At 67.3% G+C, this 17,511-nt stretch carries 17 protein-coding genes; 7 read left to right on the plus strand and 10 right to left on the minus strand.

Annotated features, from left to right (window positions below; all coding sequences use genetic code 11):
* Positions 1–429: 429 nt before the first annotated feature.
* Both E3C22_RS04950 and E3C22_RS04955 read left to right on the plus strand, forming a co-directional pair.
* Positions 430–1,035 (plus strand): PilZ domain-containing protein, encoded by a 606-nt coding sequence (locus tag E3C22_RS04950; protein WP_425364951.1) that lies wholly within the window; start codon positions 430–432, stop codon positions 1,033–1,035.
* Positions 1,036–1,120: 85 nt separating this feature from the next.
* Positions 1,121–1,732 (plus strand): glutathione S-transferase family protein, encoded by a 612-nt coding sequence (locus tag E3C22_RS04955; RefSeq protein WP_134760764.1) that lies wholly within the window; start codon positions 1,121–1,123, stop codon positions 1,730–1,732.
* Positions 1,733–1,774: 42 nt separating this feature from the next.
* Here the strand turns inward: E3C22_RS04955 and E3C22_RS04960 are convergent, their stop codons facing one another.
* Positions 1,775–2,305: a superoxide dismutase family protein gene (locus E3C22_RS04960; protein WP_134760766.1), complete on the minus strand. Its 531-nt coding sequence runs from the start codon at positions 2,303–2,305 to the stop codon at positions 1,775–1,777.
* A gap of 117 nt (positions 2,306–2,422) precedes the next feature.
* A complete protein-coding gene (locus E3C22_RS04965; protein WP_134760768.1) occupies positions 2,423–3,163 on the minus strand; it encodes a GntR family transcriptional regulator in 741 nt (246 codons plus the stop codon).
* Between the two features lie 133 nt (positions 3,164–3,296).
* Between E3C22_RS04965 and E3C22_RS04970 the strand changes: the two genes are divergently transcribed.
* The 5 genes from E3C22_RS04970 (at position 3,297) to E3C22_RS04990 (ending at position 9,147) form a co-directional block, all read left to right on the plus strand.
* The gene (locus E3C22_RS04970; RefSeq protein WP_134760771.1) at positions 3,297–4,286 is read left to right on the plus strand and encodes a TRAP transporter substrate-binding protein; all 990 of its coding nucleotides are present in this window, start codon (positions 3,297–3,299) and stop codon (positions 4,284–4,286) included.
* 115 nt (positions 4,287–4,401) lie between these two features.
* Positions 4,402–4,944 carry a TRAP transporter small permease subunit gene (locus E3C22_RS04975; RefSeq protein ID WP_134760773.1) on the plus strand — a complete coding sequence of 181 codons (543 nt, stop codon included), beginning with the start codon at positions 4,402–4,404 and terminating at the stop codon, positions 4,942–4,944.
* Positions 4,941–6,269 (plus strand): TRAP transporter large permease, encoded by a 1,329-nt coding sequence (locus E3C22_RS04980; protein ID WP_134760775.1) that lies wholly within the window; start codon positions 4,941–4,943, stop codon positions 6,267–6,269. Before E3C22_RS04975 ends, E3C22_RS04980 begins: the two co-directional genes overlap by 4 nt.
* Positions 6,266–7,621 carry a malonyl-CoA decarboxylase gene (locus tag E3C22_RS04985; protein WP_134760777.1) on the plus strand — a complete coding sequence of 452 codons (1,356 nt, stop codon included), beginning with the start codon at positions 6,266–6,268 and terminating at the stop codon, positions 7,619–7,621. Before E3C22_RS04980 ends, E3C22_RS04985 begins: the two co-directional genes overlap by 4 nt.
* On the plus strand, positions 7,618–9,147 hold the full coding sequence (locus tag E3C22_RS04990) for a malonate--CoA ligase (protein ID WP_134760779.1): 1,530 nt from the start codon (positions 7,618–7,620) through the stop codon (positions 9,145–9,147). The genes E3C22_RS04985 and E3C22_RS04990 overlap by 4 nt, the downstream gene beginning before the upstream one ends.
* Positions 9,148–9,520: 373 nt before the next feature.
* Here the strand turns inward: E3C22_RS04990 and E3C22_RS04995 are convergent, their stop codons facing one another.
* From E3C22_RS04995 to E3C22_RS05040, 8 genes are all read right to left on the minus strand, one after another.
* A complete protein-coding gene (locus E3C22_RS04995) occupies positions 9,521–10,459 on the minus strand; it encodes an FUSC family protein (protein ID WP_134760781.1) in 939 nt (312 codons plus the stop codon).
* A gap of 127 nt (positions 10,460–10,586) precedes the next feature.
* Complete coding sequence (locus E3C22_RS05000; RefSeq protein WP_134760783.1) at positions 10,587–11,198, minus strand: MOSC domain-containing protein; 612 nt, start codon at positions 11,196–11,198, stop codon at positions 10,587–10,589.
* A gap of 75 nt (positions 11,199–11,273) precedes the next feature.
* Entirely contained in the window at positions 11,274–11,912 is a 639-nt protein-coding gene (locus E3C22_RS05005) for a DedA family protein (RefSeq protein WP_134760785.1), read from the minus strand.
* A gap of 428 nt (positions 11,913–12,340) precedes the next feature.
* A complete protein-coding gene (locus tag E3C22_RS05015; protein ID WP_134760787.1) occupies positions 12,341–13,960 on the minus strand; it encodes an NTP transferase domain-containing protein in 1,620 nt (539 codons plus the stop codon).
* Positions 13,957–14,673 carry an XdhC family protein gene (locus E3C22_RS05020; protein WP_134760789.1) on the minus strand — a complete coding sequence of 239 codons (717 nt, stop codon included), beginning with the start codon at positions 14,671–14,673 and terminating at the stop codon, positions 13,957–13,959. The genes E3C22_RS05015 and E3C22_RS05020 overlap by 4 nt, the downstream gene beginning before the upstream one ends.
* Complete coding sequence (locus tag E3C22_RS05025; protein ID WP_134760791.1) at positions 14,673–15,002, minus strand: XdhC family protein; 330 nt, start codon at positions 15,000–15,002, stop codon at positions 14,673–14,675. The genes E3C22_RS05020 and E3C22_RS05025 overlap by 1 nt, the downstream gene beginning before the upstream one ends.
* A gap of 303 nt (positions 15,003–15,305) precedes the next feature.
* On the minus strand, positions 15,306–16,595 hold the full coding sequence (locus E3C22_RS05035) for a vWA domain-containing protein (RefSeq protein ID WP_134760793.1): 1,290 nt from the start codon (positions 16,593–16,595) through the stop codon (positions 15,306–15,308).
* Entirely contained in the window at positions 16,573–17,487 is a 915-nt protein-coding gene (locus E3C22_RS05040; protein ID WP_134760795.1) for an AAA family ATPase, read from the minus strand. Before E3C22_RS05040 ends, E3C22_RS05035 begins: the two co-directional genes overlap by 23 nt.
* Positions 17,488–17,511 lie beyond the last annotated feature (24 nt).

The raw sequence follows: 17,511 nt of genomic DNA on the forward strand, positions 1-17,511 counted from the left end.
CCGGGCGGCGCCGCGGCAATCGCTTCCGGTCATAGTCGTTAACGCCCCGGGCGGCGCGGGCTCGGCAAAATTAACCGCTCGATAGACAGTATGGTTTCGAAAGCTTCCACGCTTTCTTAACCGTCACGCGATTATCTTTCCCTTGGTCACATTGATGCCCGTGGAGCGAATTCGGGTCGAGGTTTTCCTCGTGGTTTGCCGAAGAGCGGATGCCTGATCCGTAAACTCTACTGGAATCATACTGCTAGCTGCAGTTGCGGCAGCCGCCTTCGAAGCTTTTCGACAGCGGACCGCGGGCCGAGGGCATCGCCGAGCGACGAATCGTCCGGCTATTCCCGGGTGCCGTGCAGCGATTGAAAAGAGTTCGGGCGTAGAACGAGCGCCCGGCTGGACGCGGAGCGCTCCAGCGGTCGGAGGGGAGCGGACACGATGGACATGATGGCTCAACCCTCGCAGCCGGAATCCCACGAGCGGCGCCGCTTCAGCCGCGTCGACCTCGACCTCCTCGGCCGCTTCATGTGCGAGGACTTCCAGGAATATCCCTGCCGGGTCGAGAACATGTCGCCCGGCGGCATCGCCGTGGCGACGCCGGTCCAGCCGCGCGAGGGCGAGAGGATCATCTTCTACGTCGACCATATCGGCCGCCTCGAAGGCAACGTCGCGAGAGCCTATCCGGGCGGTTTTGCGGTCGACCTCGTCAATTCCGAGCGCAAGCGCGAGAAGCTCGCCGCGCAGCTCACCTGGTTCGCCAATCGCGGCGAACTCGACCTGCCCGAGGATCGCCGCCACCAGCGCCTGATGCCGAAGGATCCGCGCGTCGAGATCGTCCTCGACGACGGTCGCCGCTACACCGTCAAGATCATCGATCTGTCGCTGTCCGGCGCCGCGGTGCAGTGCACGGTCCGCCCTGCCCTCAATTCGCGGGTCGCTCTCGGGGCGATGCAGGGCCGCGTGGTGCGTCATCTCGAAGACGGCTTCGCGATCGAATTCGCCGCCGTTCAGACGGAAGATGCGCTGCAGCGCCTGTTCGGCTGATCGCTGACTTCACCGAAATGAATTGGCGCTTCCCGGCGCGACAATGCGAGCATCACCGTCGACGATCGACGCGGGAGCTTGCGCTATGATGACCCTTTACGGCATGCCGGATTCCGGCAACTGCTACAAGCCGCGCCTGATGATGGCGCTGACCGGCCGGTCGTTCCGCCATGTCGAGGTCTCGACCAATGACGGCGGCACGAGGCGCGCGGACTATCTGGCGAGGAACCCGAACGGCAAGGTGCCGCTGCTCGAAACCGAGGACGGCCGCTATCTGCCGGAATCGAACGCCATGCTCTGGTATCTCGGCGAGGCAACGCCGTACATTCCGGACGATGCCTTCGAGCGGGCGGAGATGCTCGCTTGGATGTTCTTCGAGCAATACAGTCACGAGCCGCAGATCGCCGTCCGCCGCTCGCTGACCATCTATCCGCGGCTTGCGGCACATGCGACGCCCGAGCGCCTCGCCGCGACCCTCGAAGGCGGCGTCAAGGCGCTGACGATCATGGACCGCCACCTGGCGGAGCGCCAATGGTTTGCCGGCAGTGCGGCGAGCCTCGCCGACGTCGCGCTCTATGCCTATACCCATGTCGCCGGCGAAGGCGGCTACGAGCTTGCCGCCTTCCCGTCCGTCGAGGCCTGGCTGCGGCGCGTCGAGGCGCTGCCCGGCTATCGGCCGATGGGCTGGCTGCCCTGACGCAAAGCCCGCCCGATCCCGCCGCCTTTGACAGGTCGCCCGTTACTTTGCCGGAAAGATCACCCCGCAGGCGATCCGGCTGCCGGCATCGCCTGCAGGCTGCGAGGCATAGTCGTCGGCGCCGGAATGGATCATCAAGGCGGAGCCGTCCTCGTCGTTCAGCGCCGCCTCGCCGTCGGTCATCGTGACGTTCGGATTGAACACCGCGACCTTCACCGCGCCGTCGGTCGCAACGACGTTCGGCATGTCGCCGGCATGCGGCCCGCTCTCGCTCATGTAGCCGTGGTCGACGCCTGCCGGATTGTAGTGCCCGCCGGCCGACTTGAAGTCGCCTTCGCAGACACCCTTTTCGTGGATGTGGAAGCCATGGGTGCCGTTCGGCAGGTTGTTCAGATCCGCTTCCATGAGCACGCCGTGTGGTGTCGGAACGAAGGACACCGTCCCCATGGAGGAGCCGTCGGCTTCCTTCACGTCGACGGTCTTCGCGTCTGCCATGTCGACGCTTGCCTCGGCATAGACGGGGCCTGCAAGCAACAGGGTGGTCAAGGCGGCGGCGGCGGTTGCCAGTTTCATCGACTGTCCTCTCCATGGTTGCGACAGGCGGTCGATCCGACCACGCGTCCGGCGAGGAACTAGTTTCGCCCGGGACCGCACCAACCGGTTGCCGCGGCTCAAAAAGCCGTGACGGGCTCAGCCCTCGCGCGGCTTCAGGCTGGCGACGAGGTCGGCAAAGCGTTCGCCCTGCACCATGATGTGCACCTTCAGCTCGGCTTCGGCGCGCTCCCCGTCCCCCGCGGCGATCGCCGCGACGATGCGCCGGTGCTCGGCGAGCGACTGGCGGATGCGCTGGGGAACGCGGAGCTGCAGGCGGCGGAAGGCCTTCAGTCGCTGATGCAGGCGGCGCGCCTCGCTGGCGAGGAAGCCGTTGCCGCAGGCATCGTAGATCGCCTCGTGGAAGCGCTCGTTGTCGTAGTAGTAGGCGTCCGGAGCGTTGCGCTCGGCAGCGCTCTCGCAGGCCTCCAGCGCCGCCTGGAGCCGCGCCCGGCCCTTCGCGTCGATGCGGCGCGCGGCGAGCCGCCCGGCCATCGCCTCGAGTTCGGCCATCACCTCGAACATCTCGACGAGGTCGGCAAGGCCGGTCTCCCGGACGAAGGCGCCGCGATTGGGGATCTGCTCGACGAGCCCCGCCGAGGCGAGCTGGTTGATCGCCTCGCGAACCGGCGTACGCGACACGCCGAAGCGGCTGGCCACCGCCTGCTCGTCGAGGCGTTCGCCGGCCGGCCGCTCGCCGGTGACGATCTCCTGTTCGAGAATGTCGCGGATCTCGCCCGACTTGCCGCGGCTCGCGGGGGCGGGCCGCCGTGCTGCCGGCGGCTCAGGAGCGGTGGGCGCCGTGTCGTCGGGAATCCGGGTGGTGGCCGAGTTGTCCATGGATCAATGCGGTGTTCTGCGTGTCGGTGCCCCCATCTCGTATACAATCTCCTTGACAGCGTGTGCAAGGAGATGTTGGTTCGGGTCCAAGGCTTGGAGGAGCCTTTCTGCTTTCACCACGGGAGGAATACCGATGAAGAGACTGCTGCTTACCGCCGTATGCGGCCTTGCACTCTGCGGCACCGCCGCTGCCGCCGACATGACGCTGCGCGCCTCGCATCAATGGCCGGGCGGCAAGGGCGACGTCCGCGACGAGATGGTCCAGCTGATCGGCAAGGAGCTCGAAAAGGCCGATGTCGGACTGAAGGTCCAGGTCTTCCCGGGCGAGTCCCTGTTCAAGGCGAAGGACCAGTGGGGCGCCGTCACCAAGGGCCAGGTGGACATCACCGCCTTCCCGCTCGACTACGCCTCCGGCCGCCATCCGGCCTTCTCGGCGACGCTGATGCCGGGCCTCGTCGGCAGCCACGAGCGCGCCAAGCGGCTGAACGATTCGCCCTTCATGGAAGACATCAAGGCCGAGGTCGAAAAGGCCGGGGCGATCATCCTTTCCGATGCCTGGCTCGCCGGCGGCTTCGTCTCGTCGGAGAAATGCATCACCTCGCCGGAGAGCGCCAAGGGCCAGACGCTGCGTGCCGCCGGCCCGGCGTTCGAGGAAATGCTCGTCGGCGCCGGCGCGTCGATCTCCTCGATGCCGTCCTCGGAAATCTACACCGGCCTGCAGCAGAACGTCCTGACCGGCGCCAACACCTCGTCCGGCTCGCTCGTCTCCTACCGCATCTACGAGGTCACCAAGTGCCTCACCGCGCCCGGCGAGAACGCCCTGTGGTTCATGTATGAGCCGATCCTGATGTCGAAACGGTCCTTCGACCGGCTCGACGAGAAGCAGCAGGAGGCGGTGATGGCCGCCGGCAAGGTCGCCGAGGACTACTTCGCCGGCGAGGCCGAGAAGCTCGATGAGGAGCTGGTCAAGACCTACAAGGACAATGGCGTCGAGGTGACGACCATGTCGAAGGAAAACTACGACGCCTGGCTGAAGATCGCCAAGGAAACCTCCTACAAGAATTTCGAGGAGAAGGTTCCGAACGGCAAGAAGCTGATCGACGAGGCGCTGGCCGTCGAATAGGCGGCGCTAGCCTGCCGGGACCGCGGGGCTGCCGCGGTTCCGGTCATCCTGTTTCGGCCGTGCTGCCTCGCCGCCGTCGCGGCGACGCCGCATGCCGTATCATCCGGACATTCCCATGCGCCTCTACATCACGGTCATCTCGGCGATCTCGCGCGTACTCGGCGTCCTCGCCGGCGCGATGCTGTTTTCGGCCGTTCTTTCCGTCAGCCACATGGTCTTCGTGCGCTCGGTACTCGGCTGGTCGACCGTCTGGCAGACCGAATACACCGCCTATGCCATCGTCGCGGCGACGTTTCTCGGCGCGCCCTGGGTGCTGATCGAGCGCGGCCACGTCAATGTCGACATCCTGCAGCTCGCCGCGCCGCGGCCGCTGCGCACCGCGATGCAGGTCGCCTCGGCCCTCGTCTCGCTGCTCTTCGTGGCGATGCTCGCCTATGCCGGATGGTTCTATTTCGAGGAGGCGTGGTCCGGCGGCTGGACCAGCGACACTGTCTGGGCGGTGCCGCTCTGGATGCCGCTCCTGCCGATGCCGGTCGGCACCGTGATGCTGGCGCTGCAATATATCGCCGAGATCATGCGCCTGGCGCTCGACGGCGCCGATCCTGTCGAGCACCAGCCGGTGCTGTTTTCCGCCAGCACCGAGGAGGCACGCCCGTGACGCCGCTGCTCTCCGGTCTGGTCATGCTGCTCGTGCTGCTCGCCCTTCTGGCGATCGGCACGCCCATCGCCTTCTCGCTCGGCCTCGTCGCCATGGGCGCGCTCTACACCGTCTATGGCGGATTCTTCCTCGAGACGGTCGGCGAGCAGTTCTTCGGCTATCTCTCGCCCTTCACTCTCGTCGCCGTGCCGATGTTCATCCTGATGGGCGCAGCGGTTGCATCCTCGCCGGCCGGCAAGGATCTCTACGCCGCGCTCGACCGCTGGCTGAACCGCGTGCCGGGCGGGCTGGTGCTCTCCAATCTCGGCGCCTGCTCGATCTTCGCGGCGCTGTCGGGCTCCTCGCCCGCCACCTGCGCGGCGATCGGCAAGATGGGCATCCCCGAGATGCGCCAGCGCGGCTACCCGGCCGAGATCGCCGCAGGTTCGATCGCCGCCGGCGGCACCCTCGGCATCCTGATCCCGCCATCGGTGACTATGATCGTCTACGGCATCGCGACGGAGACCTCGATCGGCCGGCTGTTCCTCGCCGGTTTGTTGCCGGGCCTGATGCTGACGGTATTCTTCATGGCCTGGACGATCATCGCCTGCCGTCGCCGCGGCCTCGGCCTCTCCGACCTCACCCAGAACTTCACCATGCGCGAGCGCTTCGCCGCGCTGCCCCGCGTCGTGCCATTCCTGCTGATCATCGCCGGCGTGCTCTACGTCCTTTACGGCGGCCACGCGACGCCCTCCGAGGCCTCCGGCGTCGGGGCGCTGTTCTGCCTGATCCTCGTCGCGGTGATCTACGGCATCTTCTCGCACAGCTGGAAGTTCTCGCAGATGCGGGTGATCTTCCGGGACACGCTGAAGGAAAGCGTGATGATCATGCTGATCATCGGCGCCTCCGAGCTCTTCGCCTTCGCGCTGTCCTCGCTGTTCATCACCCAGACCGTCGCCCAGGCGATCGCCGACATGGACGTCAATCGCTGGGTGCTGATGGCGGTGATCAACCTGTTCCTGCTGGTCGCGGGCTTCTTCCTGCCGCCGGTGGGCGTGATCCTGATGACCGCGCCGATCCTTCTGCCGATCATCACCAATGCCGGCTTCGACCCCTACTGGTTCGCGGTGATCCTGACGATCAACATGGAGATCGGGCTGATCACCCCGCCGGTCGGGCTCAATCTCTATGTCATCAACGGCATTGCGCCGGACATCACCCTCGCCCAGATATTGCGAGGGTCCTTGCCCTATGTGCTGTGCATGGTGCTCGGCATCGTCGCGCTCTGCGCGTTCCCGCAGATCGCGCTGTTCCTACCGGACTACGTGATGGGGGCTGCAAAATGAGCCGCGTCTCGCTTCTTTCCGACCTGCTCGCCTCGATCGGCGCCCGCTCCTGGTTTGCCGGCGACGAGGCACCGGCAAGCGTCGAGGTTCCGGAGATCGCCGCGCTCTGCCACCGCCTTGTCTCCTCGCGCGGCGAGGCAACCGGCGTCAGGATGGCGGCGGAGATCATCAACGGCGTCAGAGCCCTCGACGACAAGGGCATCAAGCGCTTCTTCCACATGCTGGCCGAGGAGTTCTCGCCAGATCCGGTCGAACTCGCCGAGGCGGCCGGCGCCTATGCCGCCGAGCCGACCCCCACCAGCCTCGCCGCGCTGCAGCATGTCGCCGAGCCGCCGCGCCAGGAGCTGTTCCGGCGGCTCAATCTTGCGCCCGGCGGCACCGCCGAACTCGTCAAGCTGCGCGAACGCTTGCTGCCTTTGGTGCGCAAGGATCCGGAGCGGCTCGGGCCGGTCGACACTGATCTCAAGCATCTGTTCCAGTCCTGGTTCAACCGCGGCTTCCTGATGCTGCGGCCGATCGACTGGAACACGCCGGCCTCGATCCTCGAAAAGATCATCCAGTACGAGGCCGTCCACGCCATCGGCAATTGGGACGAGCTGCGCCAGCGCCTCGCCCCGATCGACCGGCGCTGCTTTGCCTTCTTCCACCCGTCGATCCCGGACGACCCGCTGATCTTCGTCGAGGTGGCGCTGACCGACGACATCCCGGCCTCGATCGCCTCGGTGCTCGACCCGGCCCGGCCGGTGATCGCCCCGGAGGACGCCCAGACCGCCGTCTTCTATTCGATCTCCAACTGCCACAAGGGGCTCGCCAGCGTCTCCTTCGGCTCGTTCCTGATCAAGCAGGTGGCCGAGGATCTGAAGGAGCATTTCGCCAACCTGAAAACCTTCGTGACGCTGTCGCCGGTGCCGGGCTTCGCCGCCTGGATCGAGGCGCTGCCGCAGGAGCTGCGCGACCGGCTCGAGCCGGCGGAGAAGCGAGCAATCGAGGTGGTCGGCCGCAAGGACTGGCAGGCCGATCCTGCGGCCGTCGACGAGATCCGCTCCGGCATCATGTCGCTTGCGGCGCGCTATTTCCTGCGCGCCAAGCGATCTGACGGACAGCCCCAGGACGCGGTGGCGCGCTTCCATCTCGGCAACGGCGCGATGCTCAACCGCATCATGCATCTCGGCGATCCGTCGGCGCGGGGCCTCACCCAAGCGCACGGGCTGATGGTCAACTATCTCTACGATTTGCCGCGGGTGGAGCAGCGCCACGAGGCCTATGCGACCGAGCGCGAGATCGCCGCCAGCCGCGCGGTGACCGGCCTTTTGCCCGGACGCAGCGGACACACATTGAAGGACGTCGCATGACCAACACGCTTTTCGACGGGCTGCTCAAGGCCGGAGCCGCCGATCCGAGCCGCCGCTTCGCCCTCCTGCCGGACGGGCGGACCTACTCCTACGGCGACGTCGACAAGGTCTCGGCGCGGTTTGCCAACGTCCTCTCGGGTCTCGGCCTGCAGCCCGGCGACCGGGTCGCCGTACAGGTCGAGAAGTCGATCGAGGCGCTGATGCTCTATCTCGGTACGGTGCGGGCCGGCGGCGTCTTCCTGCCGCTGAACACCGCCTACACGCCGGCCGAGATCGACTATTTCCTCGGCGATGCCCGGCCGCGGGTCTTCGTCTGCGATCCGAAGAAGCGGGAGGCGCTGGCCCCCGTCGCCGAAAAGGCCGGCGCCGCCATCGAGACCCTCGGCGTCTGGCGCTCGCCGGACGAAAGCGCCGGCTCGCTCAGCGACAAGGCCCTGGCGGCACCAGAGCGCTTCGAGACGGTCGCCCGCGGGCCGGAGGACCTTGCCGCGATCCTCTATACGTCAGGCACGACCGGGCGCTCCAAGGGCGCGATGCTGACCCATGCCAACCTCCTCTCCAATGCCGAAGTGCTGGAGGAGACCTGGGGCTTCACCGGCAACGACGTTCTGCTTCACGTCCTGCCTATCTTCCACACCCACGGCCTTTTCGTCGCCTCCAACACGGCGATGATCGCCGGCGGCTCGCTGATCTTCCTGCAGAAGTTCGACCCCGATGCAGTGTTCGAGCATCTGCCGCAGGCGACCACGATGATGGGCGTGCCGACCTTCTACACGAGGCTTCTCGCCGACGAGCGGCTGAACCGCGAGACGACCGCCCATATGCGGCTGTTCACCTCCGGCTCGGCACCGCTGCTCGCCGAGACGCACCGCGCCTTCGAGGCGCGGACCGGCCAGCGCATTCTCGAGCGCTACGGCATGACCGAGACCAACATGAACACCTCCAACCCCTATGAGGGCGAGCGGCGGGCCGGCACCGTCGGCTTCCCGCTGCAGGGCACGGAGCTGCGTATCGCCGACCCCGAGAGCGGCAAGGTCCTGCCGCAGGGCGAGATCGGCGTCATCGAGGTGAAGGGGCCGAACGTCTTTGCCGGCTACTGGCAGATGCCCGAAAAGACCGCCTCGGAGTTCCGCGCCGACGGCTTCTTCATCACCGGCGACCTCGGCTTCGTCGACCCCGACGGCTATGTCACCATCGTCGGCCGCGGCAAGGACCTCGTCATCACCGGCGGCTACAACGTCTATCCCAAGGAGGTCGAACTGGCGATCGACGAGCTTCCAGGCGTCGTCGAGAGCGCGGTGATCGGCGTGCCCCATGCCGATTTCGGCGAAGGCGTCGTCGGCTGCGTCGTCGCTTCGAAGCCGCTCGAGGAGGAGACGGTGATCGCCGCCCTGAAGGACAAGCTCGCCCGCTTCAAGCAGCCGAAGCGCATCGTCTTCGTCGCCGAACTGCCGAGAAACACCATGGGCAAGGTTCAGAAGAACGTCCTGCGGGAGCAGTACAAGGACCTGCTCGGCGGGGTGTGAGGGACGGGGCGGCACATTGGAGCCCCTCTCCCGGCCTGTTCACCTGACGGTCGCGATTTTGCGCCATTGGCATGCCAAGTGACGAATTCCACGGCGAAGCTCTGGTCGCCGGAAGTCGCCGAAGACTTGAAAGACGCGCCTGCCACAGCATTCACGGAACGGGCGCCATCCCCTCAACCTCGTCATCCCGGGCTTGACCCGGGATCCACTCCAAATCATCGACACCGCCGCCCCGGCAGAGTATCGGCGTTCTGCATCGTCGAGCCGCTTCGGCGCGGAGGAATGGATCCCGGGTCAAGCCCGGGATGACGAAGACTCAGGGGCCTCGCATCAACTCCCGTCGACGTTCACGCCGAGAGACCAGGCACCCCCATCACCCCCCATCCTGCGTCAGCGCCCGCAGCGCCTCCGGCTTCACGAACCACAGCACCAGCGCGCCCACGGCCGCCAGGGCGCCGGTCATCAGCGCCGCAAGCCCCATCGTCGCCAGCCGCTCGAAGGCCAGCGTGTCGATGTCGGTCGCGACATTGAGAAAGGCGAGGACGGTGATCGTCAGGCAGGTGATGAAGCCGGTGTAGCTCATCGGCAGGATCCGGAAGCCGAGCGGCAGCGAGACAATGCCGATCGGCGCGATCCACCAGGGGTCGGTGGCGACGAGACCGAGGCCGAAGAGGACAAGCGATCCGACCACCGTGCCGACGGTGCGCTGCAGCGTCCGCGAGAACAGCTGGCCATGCGGCGGCAGGCAGAGTGCGATGAAGCTCAAGGGAAACCAGAAGCCGTGATTGCCGAAATGGCGCTGGCCGAAATAGGTCGAGATCGCCAGCCCGACGGCGAACACCGCGCCGAAGATCGCGGCATAGTGGGCCGAGGTCGGCTCTTCCGGCGGCAGCGTGGCCGCAAGGCCGGCGAGCCTCGTGATGACGAGGCTCCAGACCATCGACAGGCAGTAGACGACGAACAGCGCCTGCTCCTGATCGGCCGGGATCAGCGGGCTGGTGAAGATCGTCCAGAAGATCAGCCCGCGAACCACCGGCTTGGCGAAGCCGTAATAGCCGGCGGTCGCCGCCGCGATGGCGACCATCGGCGCGACGAGGAGGGTCATGTCCGGCTTGCCGAGACAGACGAAGCCGGCAAGGCCGGTGGCAAAGACGATCAACCCGGCCGTGCCGGTGCGCACGTCCTTCGAGGCGAGATGCGCCGACATCGCCGCAACCAGCGCCGCAATGGCGAGCTTGCCGAACAGGAAGCCGGCGACCACCGGCGGCAGCGCGGCGGCCAGCAGCGTCGCGCCGACGGCGGTCCATGGCATCGGCTCGCCGGAAAAGCGGACAAGGTCTGTGCCGTAGGCCCTGGCGCGTTCGGCGAGGTTCAGCTCGGCCTCCGTCGGTTATGACCGCTCACAGGGGCGCTCTCGGCGCGGGCCGACCGCCGCACCCTCAGCCCGGATAGATCCATTGCTCGGGAAGATGCGCCTCGAAGCCTTCGCCGGCGACGATCGTTCCCGGCTTCTCGACCCAGGCAACGAGGCCGCGGCGCTTCTTCGCCAGCTTGACGAAGCCGAGCTCGACATCGATCCCGCCACCGGCATGCTCGGCGATGGACCGGCCGGCGAAGCGGCACGGCCCGTTGTCGCCGTCGACCTTCAGCGTCACGCCATTTTCGAAGAAGACAAGCGTGCGCGGCGGCAGCAGCGAGAGCTGCGCGATGCCCTCGACCAGAAGATTGCCGCCGATCCATTCCGGCCGCAGCTCGGCGATCTTCAGGCCCTCGGCGACGCCGGCGAGCTCATCCGGCGAGAGGAGCGAGATCTGCCTTTCGTTGCGCATCTCGGTGCCGCGGTCGTACCAGGGCTCGCGGCCGCCAGAGAGGCGGGTGAAGCCGCCGTGGCGGTCGCCCTCGATCCCGTCGAAGCCAAGGTCCAGCCGATCGACCGCGGTCGTCACGAAGCCGTCTTCCATCGTCCGGTAAAGCCCCGCGACGCGCCCCGGCAGGCGGCGCGGCCGGGTGATCTCGGGAAGCTGGAACACCGGCAATGTCGCCTGGCTCATGGTCGTCGTCTCCAAATCGCTGGGGACGTCTTGTCGCCCATCGCCGCGCTTGGAACAAGTCCAGAGAGCGCGGCCTCAGCGGCGCGCTTCGTCGCCCGCCTCACCGTCCCCGGCGCCGCGGCCGGGATCGAAGGTGACGACCCGGTAGACATAGAAGGCGAGGATGACGACGATGATGGCGTTCGATACCGGCCCGACATAGGCCTCGACCACCGCATAGTTCTGGCCGAGCAGGAAGCCGAGCACGGTGAGAAACGCCGTCCAGATCGCACCGCCGATCGCCGAATAGGCGATAAAGCGCGGCATCGGCATGTGGGCGATGCCCGCCGGGACGGAGATCAGCGTGCGCACCGCCGGCACCAGCCGGCCGAACAGCACGGCGCGCGCGCCCTTCTGCCGGAACCACAGATTGGCCCGGTCGACGTCGTCCGGCGAGAGCGTCAGCCAGCGGCCGTGCCGCGCCGCCAGCCGCTTCATCCGCCGCTCGCCGAGATAATGGCCGGCATAGTACCAGGGGATCACGCCGAGGAGCGAGCCGATCGTGCCCGAGGCGATGACGGCATAGATCGACATGTCGCCCTTCGCCGACTGGTAGCCGGCGAGCGGCATGATCAGCTCGGACGGGATCGGCGGGAAGACGTTTTCCAGAAACATCAGCATGCCGATGCCGAAAACGCCGAAATTCTCCATGATGGATCGGACGAATTCGTCCATCAGATCGCTTTCCTGTCTCTTCTGGCCTCTGACGGCCCGTAGGTCGCCCGACCGGAAGGCGGCATGGCGCCGGAATGTTCCCGTGCCTTGCGTCAATCGGAACCTGCGGAGCTGGCACTCTCTTCTTTCAGGGGGCGGCTCCGCCCAGCATCTCACCCCCCTCTGGCTTGCCAGCCATCTCCCCCTCAAGGGGGGAGATCGGACGCTTCGCCGCCGGGCCGCCGCTGCCTCGACCTCTCGGCGTCTGCAAGCGTTGAGCCATAAGGGTCGACTCTTGAGCATTCCCAGGCGTTGAGCTGGATGGAAGATCAGGCAAAACGAGGTCGATCTCCCCCCTTGAGGGGGAGATGTCCGGCAGGACAGAGGGGGGTTCGATGGCGAGGCATCCTGACACCACCCGGCAACCATCTGCATTCGACGGCGATCCCTCACCCCTCGCTCAGCCGTCCCCCTGCCGCCGCCAACGCCTCACGCGTGTCGACGTCGAGGCTTGCGGCGGCGCCGATCTCGACCTCGGTCAGCGCATCGGGATGAGCGGCGATGATGCGCGCCGCGCCGACGTCGCCGGTGAGGCCGTCGATGTCGGAAGCAAAGTCCCGCGAGAGGATGACCGGGTTGCGCCGCGCGCCGCGGTCGCTCGCCGCGACGATGGCGCCTCGCCCGCGGCCGGTGAAGGCGGCGATCAGCCGGTCGAGGTCGTGGGCCCTCAGAAGCGGCTGGTCGGCGAGCATCACCATCACGCCGTCGGCGTCCATGGAAGCGCGGAACCCGGCCTTGAGCGAGGTCGAAAGCCCGTCGGCGAAATGCGGATTGTCGACGATCTCGATGGCGAGCCCTTCGAGCGCCGCACGGATCTCGGCGCGCATATGGCCGACGACGACGCGCACGGTCTCGGCGTTCTTCGCCGCGAGCGCCGCCTCCACTGAGCGGCGGATCAACGGCTTGCCGCCGAAATCGGCGAGCAGCTTGTTCGGGCCGCCCATGCGGCTCGACCGGCCTGCGGCGAGGACGACGATGTCGACCGCGGGCTCGTCGGCGCGATCCTCGGCACTGCCCCCTTCGCGAGGCTGCGGCCGCGACGCGATCTCCATCAGGAGACCGCCGACCCCCATCCTGCGAATGTCCTCGCCCGAAACCGCAATATCCGCCAGCAAGCGATTGAGCACCCAGTCGAAACCGTTTTCCTTGGGGCTGCGCGCGCAGCCCGGCGCGCCGAGCACCGGCCGCCCGCCGAGACGGCCAAGCAGCAACAGGTTGCCGGGATCGACCGGCATGCCGAGATGGTCCACCGTGCCGCCGGCCATGCGGATCGCCGCGGGGATGACGTCCTCGGCATCGATCACCGCCGAGGCGCCGAAGACCAGGACGAGATCGGCCTCGCCGGCTGCAGAAAGGCTTGCGGCGAGCGCTTCGCCCTGATGCGGGCAGCGCCACTCGCCGATCACGCTCGACCCGGACGGCGCGAGCCTCGCCTCGGTGACGCGGCGGGTCTTGTCGAGCATCTTTGCGCGTGTGCCGGCAAGTTCGGTCTGGATCAGCGCCACCTTGCGGGGCCGGAAGGGTGCCAGCCGGAAGGCCGGGCTTTCGGCCAGGATGGCGAGCACCCGCTCGACCGAAGCGCCGGAAACCGCGAGCGGAATGATCTTCACCGTCGCGACCATCCGCCCCGACGCGACCGGCTCGAATTCACCGAGGGTGGCAAGGGTGATACCCGGATCGACGGCATTCACCCGATCGACGGTCTGCCGGTCCGGGACGAACAGGCCGCCCGCCCCGGCAAAGACGTTGACACGGCCGGTGGCAGCGTCCTCGACGGCAAGGCCCGTACCGGCAAGCCCTGCCCCGATGCGGGCGGCCGCCTCGTCCTCCGTCAGGTCGCCGGCATCGAGGCTGGCGACGACGAGGCTGGCGATGCCTGCCTCGATGAGCGCTGCCACATGGTCGCCGGTGAGGCGCGTGCCCTTGGCGATCCTGCCGCCCGCGACGCTGCGGGAATGGGCGAGCAGCGCGCCCTCGGCCGTGCTCGCAGGAATTTCACCGAACCTCATGCGGCGGCGGTCTCGCCGCGCCGCTCGGCAAACATCTTGCGCTTGCGGAACGCCTCGATCACCGAGGCGAGGATGGCGACGGCGATCTCGCCGGGATTGGCCGCGCCGATGTCGGCGCCGATCGGCGCGTCGATGCGCTCGATCGACGATTGCGGGATGCCGGCCTCCTTCAGCCGGTCGACGCGGCGGCCATGGGTCTTCCGGCTGCCGAGCGCGCCGATATAGAAACAGCCGGTGTTGAGCGCCGAGATCAACGGGACATCGTCGATCTTCGGATCATGGGTGATGACGCAGACGGCGGTGTAGGGATCGAAGGGCCGCGCCTTCAGGACGTCCTCCGGCCACTCGGCGTGGAGCGTCACGCCGGGAAAGCGTTCGGGGCTGGCGAAGGCCGTGCGTGGATCGATGATCTCGAAGTCGAAGCCGGCGATCTTCGCCATCGGCGCCAGGGCCTGGCTGATATGGACGGCGCCGATCGCGACGATCCGCGCCGGCGGCAGATGGGCGTTGAGGAAGACTTCTCCCTCGGCGGTCTCGACGATCCCGGACTTGCCGGAAACGATCGCCCGCTCGATGTCGCCGGCCAGCGGGTCGGCGCCGGCATCGGCCTCGCGCACCAGCCGCTGGCGGCCGGTGGCAAGTTCGGTCACCACCACCGCGGCGCGGCGGGCGGCGCGTTCCTCGTTGAGGGCGGCGAGAATGGCGCGGTGCATCAGTTCACCTTCTCGACATAGACGCGGATGCGGCCGCCGCAGGAGAGCCCGACCCGCCAGGCGGTCTCGTCGGCGACGCCGAATTCCAGCATCCTCGGCTCGCCCGCATCGATGACGTCGAGCGCCTCGGAGACGACCGCGCCCTCGACGCAGCCGCCGGAGACCGAGCCTTCGAAATTGCCGTCCGCGTCGATGACCAGATGGCTGCCGGTCGGGCGCGGCGCCGAGCCCCAGGTCTCGACCACGGTGGCCAGCGCGAGATGACGGCCCTCGCCGGCCCAGCGCTCGGCGGTGGAGAGGACGTCGAGTTCTGTAAAGGTTTCGGACATGTCAGAGCCTCGTGATCTTGGCGGGGCGGTTCTGTCGGCAACGCCGAGCCGAATATTTGTCGGCAAGGGCAGTGCCGAGTTTGCCCCCCTCTGTCCTGCCGGACATCTCCCCCACCAGGGGGGAGATCGGATCTCGTTCAACCTCGCCGCCCTTTCGTCGAATCATCAGGCGACAAGTCAAACGCGGGCTCTTGCGACGATCGATCTCCCCCCTTGTGGGGGAGATGCCGGCAGGCAGAGGGGGGTGGCGGCGTCACCGCCGTTTCCGTCTTATGTCGATCGCCAAACCACTCTCGGCAAGGGTCAGGCCGCAGCGACGATGCGTTCGTCCTTCAGCCACAGCCGCGGATCGGTCTCGGCCGCGGACCGGGCGCTCGACAGCGCCTCGCAGAGCCCGCGCATGGCGTCCAGCGAATGCACCGAGCGGAATTCGTCGACATGCGGCAGCATCGCCCGAACCCCGCGCGCCTTGGCGGAAAAGCCGTCATAGCGCAGCAACGGGTTGAGCCAGACCAGCCTGCGGCAGGATTTATGCAGCCGCTCCATCTGCGTCTCGAGGTCCTCGATGCTGTCGCGTTCGAGCCCGTCGGTGATCAGGATGCAGATCGCCCCCTGACCGAGAACCCGGCGCGACCAGTCGCGATTGAAGGCACCAAGCGCCTCGGCGATCCGCGTCCCTCCGGACCAGTCCTTCACCGTCCCGGCGCATTCCTCCAGCGCCTCGTCAGGGTCCTTGCGGCGCATCTGCCGGGTGACGTTGGTGAGCCGCGTGCCGAAGAGAAAGGTGTGGACCCGCCGCCGCTCGTCGGTGAGCGCATGGAGGAAATGCAGGAAGATCCGGGTGTACTGGCTCATCGAGCCGGAAATGTCCGCGATCACCACCACCGGTGGATGGCGGGTCCGCGGCGAGGAGAACTTCGGCAGCAGAAGATCGCCGCCGGTGCGCATCGAGCCGTGCAGCGTCGCGCGGGCGTCGATCCTGCGGCCCCTCGCATCGGGACGGAAGCGCCGCGTTCGCACCTCGTCGTCGGGTAGCCGGAGCAAGGCGATGGCGCGTTTCGCCTCGGCGAGTTCGGAGACGGACATCTGGGCGAAATCCTTGGCGCGCAGCACCTCGTCGCCGGAAACGGTGAGGCTCGCGTCGATCTCGACGGTCGGCCGCTCCTGCCGGGTGACGCGATCCTCGGCACCTTCGAACAGCCCCTCGGCCGCGCGGTCCTCGCCGGCGCGCTTCTTCTCGCGCTCGGTCTCCCGCGGCGGCGCAGTCGGCGAGAACATCGCGATCATCTTCTCGATCAGCTCGCGCGAGCGCCAGAACAGTCGGAAGGCCTCGGCAAACACGGCCTCGTCCTCGCGGCGCGAGACCAGCGTCGCATGGAGCGTCCAGTAGAAGTCGTCGCGGGACGACAGCCCCGCCGCCTTCACCGCGGCGATCGCGTCGAGGGTCGCTGCAGGGCCGAGCTTCAGGCCGGCGCGTCGCAGCGCCCGGGCGAAATAGGCGATGTTGTCGGCAAGCCGGCCGTCCGGATCGGCCTTTCGGACGACGGGCGCCTCGCCTTCGCCCGTTCCGTCAGGAGGCGGATTGGAGCTCACGCTTCACCTCGTCGAGGATCTTGCGGCTTTCGCCGGTTTCGAGCCGCTGAATGTCGTCCTGATATTTCAGGAGCACGCCGAGCGTATCGGAGATATGGGCGGGATCGAGGGCGACGGCGTTCAACTCGGTCAGGGCGTTGGCCCAGTCGATGGTCTCGGCGACGCCCGGCGCCTTGAAAAGATCGATCTGCCGCAGCTTCTGCACGAAGCCGACGAGCTCGGCGGCGAGCGCCGCATTGGCGCCCGGCGCCTTGCGGCGGACGATCTCGAGTTCGCGGCCGGCCTGCGGATAGTCCACCCAGTGATAGAGGCAGCGGCGCTTCAAAGCGTCGTGGATTTCGCGGGTGCGGTTGGTGGTGATGACGACGATCGGCGGCTCCTCTGCCCGGATTGTGCCGAGTTCCGGGATCGTCACCTGATTGTCGGAAAGGATCTCGAGCAGAAACGCCTCGAAGGCCTCGTCGGTGCGGTCGAGTTCGTCGATGAGGAGCACCGGCGCGCGGCCGGGCACGGCCTCCAGCGCCTGCAGGATCGGTCGGCGGATCAAGAAGCGTTCCGAGAAGATCTCCGAGCGCATGGCGTCGCGCGCGGTGTCGCCGCTCGCCTCGGCGAGGCGGATCTCGATCATCTGGGCGGCATAGTTCCACTCGTAGAGCGCCGAGGAGACGTCGAGGCCCTCGTAGCATTGCAACCGGATCAGCGGCCGGTCGAGCGCGGCCGCCAGCACCTTGGCGATCTCGGTCTTGCCGACGCCCGCCTCGCCTTCGAGGAACAGCGGCCGTCCCATCTTCAGAGCGAGGAACAGCACGGTGGCGAGCGGCCGGTCGGCCAGATAGTCGGCGCGATCAAGGAGCGCCGCCGTCTCGTCGATCGAGGCAGGAAGGTTCTTCACATTCGTCCTTTCCGTGCTGTGTCC

Origin of the sequence: Jiella endophytica (genome assembly GCF_004519335.1) — a bacterium.
Taxonomy (GTDB): domain Bacteria; phylum Pseudomonadota; class Alphaproteobacteria; order Rhizobiales; family Rhizobiaceae; genus Jiella; species Jiella endophytica.